The organism is Marinagarivorans cellulosilyticus, assembly GCF_021655555.1.
GTDB classification, from domain to species: domain Bacteria; phylum Pseudomonadota; class Gammaproteobacteria; order Pseudomonadales; family Cellvibrionaceae; genus Marinagarivorans; species Marinagarivorans cellulosilyticus.
Genome location: NZ_AP023086.1, coordinates 2,607,024 through 2,621,577 on the forward strand (window position 1 = coordinate 2,607,024; position 14,554 = coordinate 2,621,577).

7 protein-coding genes are annotated in these 14,554 nt (G+C 46.2%); 4 read left to right on the plus strand and 3 right to left on the minus strand.

Going from position 1 to position 14,554, the window contains the following annotated elements; all coding sequences use genetic code 11:
* Positions 1–35: 35 nt before the first annotated feature.
* The 3 genes from secA to MARGE09_RS10580 are packed head-to-tail and all read left to right on the plus strand — an operon-like array spanning position 36 to position 5,095.
* Positions 36–2,909, plus strand: a complete 2,874-nt coding sequence (secA, locus tag MARGE09_RS10570) for a preprotein translocase subunit SecA (RefSeq protein WP_236987297.1) — start codon at positions 36–38, stop codon at positions 2,907–2,909.
* A 12-nt stretch (positions 2,910–2,921) separates the two neighbouring features.
* Positions 2,922–4,142, plus strand: coding sequence for a bifunctional glutamate N-acetyltransferase/amino-acid acetyltransferase ArgJ (argJ, locus tag MARGE09_RS10575; RefSeq protein ID WP_236987298.1), 1,221 nt, complete (start codon positions 2,922–2,924; stop codon positions 4,140–4,142).
* 2 nt (positions 4,143–4,144) lie between these two features.
* Positions 4,145–5,095 (plus strand): Nudix family hydrolase, encoded by a 951-nt coding sequence (locus tag MARGE09_RS10580; RefSeq protein ID WP_236987299.1) that lies wholly within the window; start codon positions 4,145–4,147, stop codon positions 5,093–5,095.
* 20 nt (positions 5,096–5,115) lie between these two features.
* On the opposite strand, the gene MARGE09_RS10585 is transcribed toward MARGE09_RS10580, so the two are convergent.
* Positions 5,116–6,249: a DUF481 domain-containing protein gene (locus MARGE09_RS10585; protein WP_236987300.1), complete on the minus strand. Its 1,134-nt coding sequence runs from the start codon at positions 6,247–6,249 to the stop codon at positions 5,116–5,118.
* A gap of 226 nt (positions 6,250–6,475) precedes the next feature.
* Between MARGE09_RS10585 and MARGE09_RS10590 the strand changes: the two genes are divergently transcribed.
* Positions 6,476–9,868: a mechanosensitive ion channel domain-containing protein gene (locus MARGE09_RS10590; RefSeq protein ID WP_236987301.1), complete on the plus strand. Its 3,393-nt coding sequence runs from the start codon at positions 6,476–6,478 to the stop codon at positions 9,866–9,868.
* A 13-nt stretch (positions 9,869–9,881) separates the two neighbouring features.
* On the opposite strand, the gene MARGE09_RS10595 is transcribed toward MARGE09_RS10590, so the two are convergent.
* Together MARGE09_RS10595 and MARGE09_RS10600 are read right to left on the minus strand one after the other, a co-directional pair.
* Positions 9,882–13,025, minus strand: a complete 3,144-nt coding sequence (locus MARGE09_RS10595) for an efflux RND transporter permease subunit (protein WP_236987302.1) — start codon at positions 13,023–13,025, stop codon at positions 9,882–9,884.
* Positions 13,026–13,030: 5 nt separating this feature from the next.
* Positions 13,031–14,152, minus strand: a complete 1,122-nt coding sequence (locus MARGE09_RS10600) for an efflux RND transporter periplasmic adaptor subunit (RefSeq protein ID WP_236987303.1) — start codon at positions 14,150–14,152, stop codon at positions 13,031–13,033.
* Between the last annotated feature and the right edge of the window lie 402 nt (positions 14,153–14,554).

The window sequence follows — 14,554 nt, forward strand, 5'->3', positions numbered from 1 at the left end:
TACCGCCGTTACGGCAACACAATTAAGATACCGTTATGACTCTGAATATTATTAAATTGTTATTTGGCTCTAAAAACGATCGCGAATTAAAGCGTATGCGCAAGCTCGTTAAAAAAATTAATGCCTTAGAAGAGTCTATCAAGGGGCTGGAAGACACTGCGCTAAAAGAAAAAACACAAGAGTTTCGTTCGCGCCACCAAAATGGTGAAACCCTTGATGCATTATTGCCAGAGGCCTTTGCAGTTTGTAGAGAGGCCAGCTCGCGCGTTATGGGAATGCGCCATTACGATGTTCAGCTGATTGGTGGTATCGCCTTGCACGAGGGGCGCATCGCAGAGATGCGTACCGGCGAAGGTAAAACACTCATGGCGACGCTGGCTGTCTATTTAAATGCGATTCCCGGTAATGGCTCGCACCTTGTAACTGTGAATGACTATTTGGCCCGCCGCGATGCTGAATGGATGCGCCCACTTTATGAGGCTCTGGGTTTAACGGTTGGCGTTATTGCTTCAATGCAGCCGCAAGATGAAAAGCGCGAAGCTTATAACTCTGATATTACCTACGGCACAAATAATGAATTTGGGTTCGATTACTTGCGCGATAATATGGTTTTGCGCAAAGAAGATCGCATGCAGCGGCCGCTGACATTTGCCGTTGTGGATGAGGTGGATTCGATCCTAATCGATGAGGCGCGCACACCGCTCATCATCTCCGGCGCAGCTGAAGATAGCTCTGAGCTTTATCGGGTGATGAACCTCCTAACGCCCACCTTGCGCCCCGTGGCCGATTCTGATGGCGAGCGCAATGAGAAAATTCAATTTCAAAAGGTGCTGCTCGAAGGGCAAGAAAAGCCCTGTTCAATTACTGCAGCTTTAACTGAAGCTGATAAAGCTAATAAAGATTTGGTGATTGCGGATGCCAGTGCTAAACCGCCAGTTTGCCGGTTGGCCGAAAAAGGGCATTTTATGCTCGATGAAAAAGGCCGCCAAATCGAGCTGACTGAAGATGGTCACGAGCTGGTTGAGCAGTGGTTAGTCAAAAATAAGCTTATGAAGGAAAACGACAGCCTTTATTCTGCCGGCAACCTAAATCTATTGCACCACGTTCATACATCGTTGAAGGCCCACAAGCTTTATCACAATGATGTCGAATACATTGTGCAAGATAGCCAGGTACTTTTAATTGATGAACACACGGGCCGCACAATGCCTGGGCGTCGTTTATCAGAGGGGTTGCATCAGGCGATTGAAGCCAAAGAAGGACTGGCAATTCAAAATGAAAGTCAAACCTTGGCTTCAACTACTTTCCAGAACTACTTTCGGTTGTACAAAAAATTATCGGGTATGACGGGTACTGCCGATACCGAGGCTGTTGAATTTCGTCAAATCTATGGTTTAGATGTTGTTGTTATCCCTACGAATAAACCCATTGCACGGCAAGATTTGAACGACCTTGTATTTTTAACCATTGACGAAAAATACGATGCAATTGTTAAACAGGTTCAAGAGCTGCAAAGCAAAAACGTCCCTATTTTGGTGGGGACTGCATCGGTAGAAAGCTCTGAAGAAGTCTCTCGTCGCTTTAAGGCTGCGGGGGTTCGTCACGAAGTGCTTAACGCTAAGCAGCATGACCGCGAGGCCGATATTATTGCTCAAGCTGGGCGCCCTGGTGCAATTACAGTCGCTACTAATATGGCGGGCCGTGGTACGGACATTAAGTTGGGTGGAAGCTGGGAAGCTGATGTCGAAAAGCTTGATAACCCAACACAAGCCCAAATCGACGAGCTCAAGGCGCAATGGAAGGAGCGTAACGAGCAAGTTAAAGCCAATGGCGGTCTGCATATTGTTGGTACAGAACGCCACGAATCTCGCCGAATAGACAATCAGCTTCGCGGTCGTGCGGGGCGCCAAGGTGACCCTGGTGTATCGCGCTTTTATCTTTCACTGGAAGATAGCTTGATGCGTATTTTCGCCTCTGATCGTGTGCGCAATATGATGAGTGCGCTAGGCATGGAGAAAGGCGAAGCGATCGAAGCAAAAATGGTTTCTCGGGCTATTGAAAAAGCGCAGCGAAAAGTTGAGGGTCGCAACTTTGACTTCCGTAAGCAGCTACTTGAATACGATGATGTCGCCAACGATCAAAGGCAGGTAATTTATACCCAGCGCAATGATTTATTAGAAATGGACAGCATTGAAGATGCCATTACGGGTATGCGCGAAGAGGTCATGAACGATATTATCTCTAACCATATTCCTCCTCAATCATTGGCTGAGCAATGGGACGTATCGGGGCTGGAGGAAGTTATTAAGGTTGATTTCGGTGTGGATCTACCCATTGCCCAGTGGCTTGAAGACGATAAAAAACTGTATGAAGAACCGTTGCGCGAAAAAATTATTGCTGCAATGGATGAGTTCTACCAGCAGAAGTGCGAGCGCCTTGGCGGTGTTATGCGAGGTCTGGAAAAGCAATTAATGCTGCATGTTCTAGATACATTGTGGAAAGAGCATCTGCAGAGCATGGACCAGTTACGCCAAGGTATTGGCTTGCGCGCTTATGCGCAGAAAAACCCCAAGCAAGAATATAAAAGAGAAGCTTTTGAGTTGTTCCAAGAATTATTGAATAGCTTAAAGCACGATGTTGCGCGTGTATTGTTTAAAGTCGAGCCGATGACCGAAGAGCAAATGCATATGATGGAAGCCCAGCGCAGAATGGAAGCAGAAGCAGCGATGCGTAACCAGCAATTAAAGCATGAAGACGCATCGGCGTTAACAGCGCCGCAAGCGCCAGAGTCTGAAGCTCCGCCTTTGCAGCAGCCTTTGCAGCGTGCAGCACCCAAAGTAGGGCGCAATGATCCGTGCCCATGTGGCTCGGGTAAAAAATATAAAGCATGCCACGGTAAATTAGCGTAAAGAGGTATTGTTATGGCAGTGGGTGAGCACATTTGGCCGGTAATGCATCCTATTGCAGGTTTAACTTTAGGCACTGCAAGTGCGGGTGTTAAATATGCGGGACGAACCGATATTGTTGTAATGGCTATTGCCGAGGGTGCCGCGGTTTCGGGTGTTTTTACGCAAAATGCATTTTGCGCCGCTCCTGTTATCGTTGGGCGAAATCACTTGTCTGCTGGCGATATTCGTTATTTTTTAATTAATTCTGGCAATGCGAATGCGTGTACTGGTGAGCGCGGCCTTGCCGATGCAGAGTCCTGCTGCCAAGCGGTGGCAACACTTGGCGATATTGAAGCGCGGCAAGTGGTTCCATTTTCGACGGGTGTGATTGGTGAATATTTGCCTGTCCCTAAAATTGTTAATGCGCTACCGGCTGCCATGTCGTCGTTGTCTGTTAATGGTTGGGATGCGGCGGCCAAAGCAATTATGACAACAGACACTCGCCCAAAAGGCGCAAGTGTTCAGTTCGAGCATGATGGCGAAGTGATTTCTGTTACCGGCATCGCTAAGGGCGCGGGCATGATTAGGCCAAATATGGCGACTATGCTGGCGTATATAGCAACAGATGCGGTGGTGGCCCAGCCGCTGCTGGATGATATGGTAAAGCGTGCTGCAGATCAGTCGTTTAACCGTATTAGCATTGATGGCGACACATCAACGAATGACTCTTGCTTGTTAGTGGCAACAGGCCAAGCAGGCTTACCTATGTTGAGTGATCCAGCTGGCGAATTGTACGATAAGCTAATGGCTGCAGTTACTGATGTTCACCGGCAGCTGGCGCTAGGTATTGTGCGAGACGGTGAAGGGGCTAGTAAATGTATTAGCGTAGCCGTCACTCAAGGTGGAAACAAAGAAGAGTGCTTAAAGGTGGCCTATGCCATTGCGCACTCACCGCTAGTGAAAACAGCGCTTTTTGCATCAGACCCGAACTGGGGGCGTATTATCTGTGCTGTTGGTTATGCTGGTGTGCGTGCACTAGACACTCAAAAAGTAAATGTTTATTTGGATGATGTTTGCATTGTGCGTGCTGGCCAGCGGGCACAAGAGTACACCGAAGAGCAAGGTCAGGCAGTTGTTGATCAGGCCGAATTTAGTGTGCGTGTAGAACTTGGCCGTGGTCATAGTTCTGATGAGGTTTGGACAACAGATCTTTCGCATGACTACGTCACAATTAATGCGGAATATCGTAGTTAAGTATGTCGTCTGTTCATGTCGCTGTAGGCGTTATCTTAACTCAGAAAAAGGTGCTTTTAGCTAAACGTGCACAGCATCAGCATCAAGGTGGCTTATGGGAATTTCCTGGCGGTAAGGTTGAGGCCGGTGAGCATGTTACGGCTGCACTTAATCGTGAGCTTAAAGAAGAGCTTGCTATTAATGCAACACAAATGCAGCCGTTAATCCAAATTCGACATGATTATGGCGATAAGGTTGTTTTGCTAGATGTATGGACGGTAACTGCTTTTGACGGCGAACCGAGTGGCCAAGAAGGGCAGCCTTTGGTTTGGGCTGATCTTAATCAATTAATCCATTACGATTTTCCGGCGGCAAACCGGCCAATTGTTTCTGCTCTTACCCTGCCGCGCCTCATTGCCGTAACGCCTTCTAGTGGCGCAAAAGATGAAGTTTTGGCTTTTTGCCAAAAGGCATTGGCTCTAGGCGCTGCTGGTTTTCAATTGCGCTCACTACAACTAGGGCCCGAAGATATCAACTGGCTGCATAGTAAATTGACTGAGCTCTGCGGTGTGCCGATTTGGATAAACAGTGCGCATTTATTTGATAATTCAGGCGTTATCAATCAAGCGCTACTTTCGCTAGCTGCCCATGTCCATTTTACTTCCCGCCATTTGGTGCAGGCAAAAAAAGTCGGTTCGTGCATCGCGAATGCAACGGCATCATGCCATAACTTGGAAGAAATAAGGGCTGCAGAAGCGGCTGGAATTAAAGCCGTTTATTTATCGCCAGTGTCAGCAACGCCGTCACATCCAGATGCTAACGGCTTAGGCTGGGATGCTTTTTCACAGCTTGTAGCGAAAGCCAAAGTCCCAGTATATGCATTAGGTGGTATGGCGCTTGCGGACTTGCCGTTTGCACAAAACTGTTATGCGCAAGGCATTGCCGGTATATCGCTTTTTCAGTTTCAGCCCTAGGAGCTGGGCCTCCAGCTAATTTAGTTGAAAGAATAGCTAATGCTAAAAATAAAGCGATAGTCGTCGTTTTTTGGTGTTGTGCCTAAATCATCGGGTGTTGGGCTCTCAATATAATCCCATACAATGGAGGTATTGAAGTCAATGCTGCGGGTTAGGTCGTAACTCAAAGTAGATATGACGTGGTGAGTGTAACCACCTGATGCTTCATTTGCCCAGAGAATTTGATAATCGAGAATAAAGCCCATGGCGCTCGTCACATTCATGTTGTAGTGCGTAGAGGCAATTAGCACTGCCGATTGCTCTCGCTTTTCGCTCGCTTCTTCGACTTCGTTGAATTGAGTAAACTGTATACCTGGTCCGATAAATAAATCCCATTGTTTATTATCTCTGTCGATGGCCTGTAAACCTAGGCCTGCCCCAAGGGTGCCTCGGGCATCAATATTTTGAAAGCGGTCGCTAAAAATATCTAAAAATAACGGGCGGTAGAATAATCGCTGGTTGGCAAAAATATCGAAATTGCTGCGCAAGCGATGATTGTTGGCGGTCTCTTTATCGTCGCTGTAGGTGTATAAACCGAGGTAATCGACCGTAAAGCGTGACAAAGCTGTTCGACGCTTTGTTGAAAAGTTACCGTTGTATTCCGTTTGCGGTGAGTTGCCTGATCGGATATTCGTGCCTAGGCCAAAGCGTGCGCTCCAAAAGTTAAGCTCTTTGAGTTGGCCAGAAACCAGTGCAATTAAACGCTCGCGGTCAAAGTTGTAGCTCAAGCTGTCATTTTTAATTTCAATCGTGCGCTCGGAAAGTGTAATTGTGCCCACCTGTGGCTTATCGACACCAAAAATTCTAACGGCTTGTGGCCTTAGGGTATGCACTTGCTCAATATCGTCTAATTTAAATTTCCGAAGCCCCAACTTTGCGCTGTTAAACTCCATTTCCCCGTTATAGACTACTTTTATTTTGCCCTTTAACCATTCACCTGATGTTAACTGTAGCCAGTCCCATTCGTCATTAAAGGCGTTATCCGTGCGCTGTTGAAGTACGTCGTTAGCCACGGCGTCTGGAATAACTGGTGCGCTGTTTGCCTGCTTGGGCAGCCCAAAGAGGGCCCAGTTAGAGACGAGAAATAGCACCAAGGTGGCTCGATGGATTGACATGGTTACCTCTAAAATCATTCTGTAATATTCTACCGAGTAGGCTATAAGCCTGCGTGCGGGGGTAGCAATATAGCAGTGCAATACGGGTTTTAGAACCGATGCAAAAATAGAAGGTGGAAATAAAGAAAGTGCTCACTGTTTGCTGTTTCTATATTTCTATTTTGGGCGTATTCCAAATTCTAATGGCACCTAAATGCTGAATGCAGTTAATGATGGAAGGTAATCGATGATTAATATTCAAAAGGCCTCTACGAGAGCAATTACTGTGTTGATATTTTGTGGGGTGACGTGGCTAAGTGTATTCCCTGCTGCCTCGGTTGCCGACGATATCGAGTTTCAAGGGCATGCTTCAGTTAATGCTTCTGAGGTGGAATCGCAGTTGGCCCGGCTAGAAGATAATGCTGATCTCTCTCCCGAGTTCATTGAAAAATTAAAAGTACAATACAAAGCTGTTCTCGAAAATTTGGCTAAGCAGAGTGGTTTTTTAAACAAGGCAAGTGAATATCGCAAAATACAATTGCAAGCTGACGAGCATGCCGACCAGCTAACTGAAGAGCTCAAACAGCGTCAAGGAGACCGGCCACAACTGCGGATACCAGAAAACGCGTCGGTCGCAGAAACGCAAAAGCAGTTGTCTCGAGAAGAGGCCAAGTTGTTGGCGGTTAAGGGGCGTTTGTTAGCTATAGAAAAAGAGCAAGCTAATCCGGCCAATACCGTATCGGCTGCCCGCCAGCGTTTAAGTAATATTAATTTGGCGCAGGAAAAGTTACAGGGCGAGTTGGCCAAGATTTCGGTAGGTGTAACATCAAACTTGCAGCAGGCAGAGCAGTGGCTACTTCTGAGTAAAAAAGCAGTGTTGGATGCCGAAGAAAAAATGCTTGAGTTAAAGCTTGCGAGTGCGCCAATGCAAACGCGGTTGTTAGCTGCGGATCATGCGCTACAGCTTGAAATACAGCGTGAATTAGCGCGAAACATCGAGCGGTTGCAGCGTGAGTTAAATGAAAAACGCAGTACTGAGGCGCAAGTTTCACGTGAGGCAACACAGGCGCTATCAGCAAGCGCTGTGGGATTAAGTGATGACGTTGAACAGTACGTTAAAGGGAATAAGGCGTTAAGCCTAGAGCTAACCGAGTTGGCTCAGAAATTAAATGATAAAACTCAACGTAGCCAACTAGCGAAAGATCAGCTGGAACTTATTAATAATCGCTACCGAATGATTAAGAAAAAACTAGAAATCACAGGGCTTTCTCATGCTTTGGGGAGCGTTTTGACCGAGCGCAGTAACGACCTTCCGCAAATTGCGGGCTACCATAAAGAACATGACGAATTGCTTGAGGAGATTTCTAAAACCGCACTACGCAAGCTCGAATTACAAAATGATGTAAGCCTCCAGCATCATCTGGAGCAGGACAAAAAGCGCTTGCTAGCCAGTTTGAATTCCACGGCTACGGGTGAAAATAAACAATGGATTAGTGATGTTGTTGCCAACCGTCTATCTCTGCTAGAAAAACTTGAGTCAGAATATGCTGCTTACATGAGAGTATTGTCTGATGTGGATTTCGATTTATTAGAGCTTATTGATGTTACTAATCGTTTTGATGAATTTTTGGTTCGTCAGTTAATGTGGGTTCGAACATCACCTTCAATAATATCGTATACCACTACTGATATTCTAAACGAAGGTGTGTTGTTAATAGATTACTTGGGCAATGTTGATTATAAAGCGGCGGTTGCCAATGTTTTTGGTAGGCTTTGGGTGTGGCTAATATTGTTCGTTATATCAGCAATAGTTATTGGTCAAAGTTGGTTGAAGTCGCGCCAAAAACAGCTCGAACAAGCTATTGCTCAAGCGCCGCATGCCTCGTTAGTGCCGGCGTTGCAGTATGTTTTTGGGGTGCTGGTGCGGTCTGCGCCGCTAGCGCTTCTGGCTTTTGTTTTATCGCGTACTGTCGATGCAGCGGTTATCCCTAAGGCGCATGAAAAATTAATTAGCTTATTGTGGGTTTACCTTTTCTGTGCAGATTTCACGGCTAGGTTGCTGCACTCAAACGGTTTTGTTAGCAGTTATTTTCGCTGGCCTCAGGAGCTAATTCACGATTTATTTAAAGGTTTCAAACGCTTGAGGAATACGGTTGTTATTCCCTTGTTAGTGGTTTCAATTATACCGTGGCATCTTTTTGCAAGCAAAGGGACTGGTTTTATGGGGACCGTCCTATTGAGTTTAATAATGTGCTTTCTGGCTTACAGTATTAACTGCTTTTTGTCTGTTCAGTATTCGTTGGTTGGCAGTATTCAGCAGCGAAGGCTGGTTAGGCCTGCGTCAAAACTGCAGATTATTGCGCGCTTAATTATGGTCGGGGGGCCAATTGTTTGGGCTATAAGTTTGCTGGCAGGGTATCGTTACGCCTCTATTGTATTGTGCGGTCGCGTATTTGAAACGATTTTAGTACTCCCTTTTATTGTCTTTGCTTATCAACTTGCTGAGCGAGGATTAATGGAGTTTCAATCTCGGGTTAAATACCATCAAGCTACTGCTGATGATAATGCAGCGGCTATGACTGCTAGCCCTAAAGTTAATGACGAAAGCATTCCTCCGGTTGAAGAGCAGAAAACGCGTAGCGTTGATGAGCTGGCTATTGAAACGCAAAAGCTATTAAAGTCTGTTTTTCTCTTGCTTACAATAACCACTGTTTCTGTTATTTGGTTGAAGGTGTTGCCGGCATTGGCTATTTTTGAAGAGGTGGTTTTATGGAATACAACATCTGTCGTTGCCGGTGAAGAAACTGCTGTTGCCGTAACCCTTAAAAGCTTGCTGTTTATTTTGGTGGGAGCCTTTGTGGCTTATATTACCGCGCGCCGATTACCGGCTTTTATCGAAATGGTGCTGCTTAACCGGATAAACATGAGCAATGGCAGCCGCTACGCAATCACAACTTTGATGTCTTATGCACTGCTTGGGTTAGCGGTTAGTTTTATTGGGAATTCAATAGGTTTTGGCTGGGATAAAATACAGTGGGCTGTTGCGGCCTTGAGTGTGGGTATTGGTTTTGGTTTGCAGGAAATTGTCGCTAATTTTATTAGTGGCATTATTATTCTATTTGAGCGGCCTATCCGTGTTGGCGATTTAGTGACGATTAACGGTCAGACGGGTGTTGTTCACCGCATTCAAATTCGAGCAACCACATTAAGAGATTTTGATAACAAAGAACTACTAGTGCCCAATAAAGAGTTTATTACTAGCTCTTTGCTGAATTGGACATTAAGTGATAAAGAAGTGCGAGTGCTAATACCCGTAGGTATTGCTTATGGCAGTGATGTTGATAAAGCATTGGCCTTGCTCGAAGAAGCTGCACTTGAGCATCCTTTGGTATTGAGTACACCGGCGCCGGTTGTCACGTTTGAAGCGTTTGGCGATAACGCATTATCTTTATATTTACGTTGCAGAATTGGTTCTGTGGATGATCGTTTAAGTGTTGTTACTGATTTACATCGAGCCATTAACGATAAATATATGGCCGCGGCTATTTCAATTGCATTCCCTCAGCGCGATTTACACGTCGATTTTGCAGCGCCTTTAGAGGTGGTGTTAAAAAAGCCAGCGCCTAAGGCGCCGGCTTAAATTAATTGGATATTTAGTTTAAAAATTTCTGCTTAAAGGCTTCCCGTGTTGACTGAATAATTGCAAAAAAGACGGGGATAAAAGGTGTGCCGACGATAAGTGCTGCGAGCATGCCCCACATAACAGTATGCCCAAGGGACATCTGGCTGAACATGCCTGCACCGGAGGCAAATACCAAAGGAAGAATGCCCAGAACAAATGATAAGGCCGTCATGCACACAGCTCTAAAGCGCAGTGCAGCGGCTTTTTGTGCAGATTCAATAATACTTAGTCCTTCGTTTTCGCGTAGCTCTTTTGCAAACTCCACGATAAGAATCGCATTTTTTGCCGCCAAGCCAATAAGTAGTACTAGCCCAACCTGAGCAAATAAATCCAAGGCCCCCAGCTGAGGGATGCCAATTAATCCCGCCAGCAACAAACCGCCGATGGCACCGGCAACAGCAATAGGTACGACGAGAATAATGGCTGCGGGTATTGACCAGCTTTCATATTGAGCCACTAGAAATAAATATACAAAAACCAATGCCAATAAAAAGGCAATTGCTGCTTGGTTGCCGGCTTTTGCTTCTTGGTAGGTCATGCCGGTATATTCTATTTTATAGCCTTCTGGTAGGTGTTCAGCTGCTAAGCGCTCCATTTCTTTCATGGCTTCACCACTAGAAACACCTTGTGATGGATTAGCCCTTAAAATGGCTGAGCGGTATAAATTGTAGCGGGTGCCAACATCAGCGCCCAGAATGGGTTCAATGTCGATAAGCGTTGATAGAGGGATCATTTTTCCGCTTGATGAGCGCACATGCAACGATTGAATATCATCCAGCTGCGAGCGGTATTCTGGTGCTGCTTGCATCATGACGCGATAGGTCTGTCCAAACATTGAAAAATCGTTGACATACGCAGAGCCTAGCTGTGTTTGTAATGTACTAAAAATATTCGTTAATGGTATGTCGAGTGTTTTGGCTTTTTCTCGATTAATATCAATAAAATATTGCGGTACATTGGCTCGAAATGTTGTTGATGCATTCGTAATTAATGCTGATTTATTTGCTTCTGCTGCCAGTGCTTGGATGGCCCCGGCCAGTTCTTCATGCGATCTGCCTTGGGTATCTTCAACGGCAACTTCTAACCCTCCAACTAAACCCATGCCAGGAATAGAAGGGGGGGGAAATGCTTGAACTAGCGCTTCGGGGATTTCTTTGTAAGCTTTAGCATTGATTCTGGCAGCCACTGCAAATGATAGATCTTTAAATCCTGGGCGATCGTTCCAGTGCTTTAGTACAATAAAACCCGCGCCGCCGTTACTTTGTGCAGCGCCGGCTAAAACGGAATAACCCGATAAGAAAGTTGCTGATTCAACCGCGGGGTCACTTTCGATAAGTGTTTGCAACTTTGCCATCACCGCCTGAGTTCGAGTGATAGATGATGCATCGGGCAATTGCACGTTGAGGATGAGTACACCTTTATCTTCAACGGGTACAAAGCCGGTTGGAATGCTCTTGGTTCCCCATATCAGCCCAACCATTAATACTACAAATAGGCCGCTAACCATCGCTCTTCGTGCAAGTAATGCCGCAACAACGGAGGTAAACTTACCGGTCACGCCACCAAAAAAGCGATTAAATATTTGAAACCACTTGGCCTCTTTTTCTGAACGCTTAATGACTAAACTGGCAACTGCGGGGCTGAGTGTCAGTGCACAAATTGAGGATAAAACCACGGCGACACAAATAGTTACGGCAAACTGATTGTACATAACACCCGTAATGCCCGGCAGCATTGCGACAGGTACAAATACGGCTAGTAGTACAAGTGTAGTGGCAACAATGGGGCCACTGACTTCCTCCATTGTTTTTGTAACCGCTTCTTTGGTCGTCATGCTTGGGTCTTCACGCAGGTGACGGTCGGTATTTTCAACGACCAAAATAGCGTCGTCTACCACAATACCAATGGCCAAAATTAAACCAAATAAGGTCACTGTATTAATTGTCATGTCGGCCATTAACAAAACGGCAAAAGTGCCGATTAATGACACGGGTATAGCAACGGTGGGTACTAAAGTAGGGCGCCAATCACCAAGGAAGATAAATGTAATTAATATTACTAAGGCCACGGCTTGAAACAGCGATGTAGTCACTTGCTGAATAGAAACATCAACATAGCGGGTGGTATCGTATCCAATGTCGTAATCTAAGCCAGCAGGAAAAGCCTTCTTCATTTCTTGAAGCGCTTTTTTAACTTCACCGCCAGTAATTAGTGAGTTTGCACCCGGTAGTAGGTATAGCGCCATAACTGTTGCGGGGTGATTTTTATAGCTACCGCTGACTTTATAATCTAATTGTCCTATTTCAATGGTGGCGACGTCTTTTAGTCGTACGATGGCTCCGCCTTCCGAGACGCGTAATACAATATTTTCGAACTCTTCGGCCGTTTGGAGCCTGCCTTTAAGTTGTAGGGTGTATTCGGTAGTGAGGTTGCCAGCATAAGGTGGCGCACCTATTTTACCGGCTGGGGCCTGAATATTCTGTTCGGCAAGCGCATTGTTAATATCGGCAGTTGTAATGCCTAGTGCTGTCATTTCTGGCGGGTTAAGCCATAGTCGCATGGAGTAGTCGGCGGTACTGAATACTACGGCATCTGAAACACCCGCAATTCGTTTTAGACTACTTTGGATATTAATTAAGCTGTAGTTAGCAATAAATAGTTCGTCAAGGCTTCCGTCGGGTGAGTATAAGTTCACGGTAAATAAAATATCGGGCGATATTTTATCGATTGTAAGGCCTTGTGCTCGAACTTCTGAGGGCAGCGAAGGTTCCGCAAGCTTAACGCGGTTTTGAACCCGAACTAGGGCCATATCTGGGTCATCGCCGACATTGAAAGTAATGGTTAAGTTGTAGGTGCCATCGTTGGCAGAATTTGAAGACATATACGCCATGCCTTCAACACCATTAACCACATCTTCAATAACCTGGCCAACGCTTTCTTCCATAGCTGCAGCGGATGCACCAGGCCATTTGGCTTGAACTTTAACCTGCGGGGGAGCCACTTCGGGGTACTCAGAAACAGGTAGCAATTTATTGGCAATTAAGCCCGCCAAGCTAATTACTAAAGCGATGACGATCGCGAATTTGGGGCGCTGAATAAACGTTTTACTGATCACAGTAGTTATTCCTCTGTTGTCGAGGTCGATGTCGCTGGCACAAAGGCCGTTGGCGTCACTTTATCGCCCGGGCGTGCTTTTTGAACGCCGCGAATAATCACTTTTTCACCGGCATCAATGCCTGAGTTAATCAGCACATTTTCATTAATGCGCTCTCCAGTAATAATGTCTTTACGGGTGACAACGTTGCTGCTGTCTACTGTTAATACATAAGTCCCTCGCTGATCGACCTGAATGCTTGCTTGCGGGAGCATTAAGCTTTGCAATGGGTGGGTTAAACGCAGTATGGCGTGTGCGAACATACCTGGGCGCAGAGTATCGTTGGGGTTGGCAATGTTAGATCGAACTTCAACGGTGCCCGTGGTTGCATCGACGCGGTTAGAAAAATAATTGATTTTTCCTGTTTGCTCGTAGACGGTACCGCCTTGTAGCTCCAGCAATACCTCAATATCGTTGATGGTAATCCTGGAGTCTGGCCTTTGCGCGGAAAGGATTAGCTTTTCAGGAATTTGAAAAACGATATCCATATCATCTTGCCCAACGAGTGTGGTCAGGGCACCGTATTGCGGGCCGACGATGTCGCCAATCGCAGGGGCTGAGCGTCCGATTCGTCCTTCTAACGGCGCTTTAATCGTTGTGTAAGCTAAGTCAACTTTAGCGCTTTCAACGGCAGCTTTGGCTGATTCTTGCTGGGCAGCAGACTCTAACTTCTTCGCTTCTAAGCTATCGAACTCGGACTCTGAGATAAAACCATCTTTGACGAGCTTTTCACCGCGTGTGAAATTCTTAGCAGCGATTTTTTGGTTGGCTTCAGCACGTGATAACTCGGCATTGGCACGCGCTAGCGCGGCTTTAAAAGGGGCTGGGTCAATATCAAATAGCGGTGCCCCAAGCTGCACTTGGTCGCCTTCTTTAAAGTGAATGGCGATTAATCGACCGCTAACCTGGGCGCTAATATCAACGTCGCTACGCGATTGTATCCTTGCATTGAAGCCTTTAGATGGGCGGTAGGGTTGCTCGGTGGCCTCTACAACAAATACTTCAGGCAACGGCTGTTCTTTAACCGCTGTATTGTTGTCGCCGCAAGCGGCTAATAATAAAGATAAACATAAAACACGTAAGTGCATACAAGGCTCCTAAGGCGCTAAATCCAAAATGTATTAAGGGCATCTCTAAAAATGCACTTTTTCCGCGATAGCGGCGTCAGCTCCGTCCTCGAGTCCTCATTTACACCACGTAAACTGCGGCTCTCCGGGCGGTGCTTCCTTGCTCTCACACAAAAATTACTATTTTTAGAGGTCCCCTTAAGTGAAAACGGGTGAGAAGGGTAGGTGGGGGCAATGTTAAGCGAAAATAGTTGGGTTGTGTATTAATAAAGCGATATTGCACTGGTAAGAAGGCTAATATACGGCGCTTCCCGCCACGGCGCTGTGGTTGGCGCAAAATTTTTGGCGAATGCTCGCAGGCCTAACAGGTCTGCATAACCTTGGTTTGCTGATGCTGGCGGGCTAATACCCGTGAACCAAGCG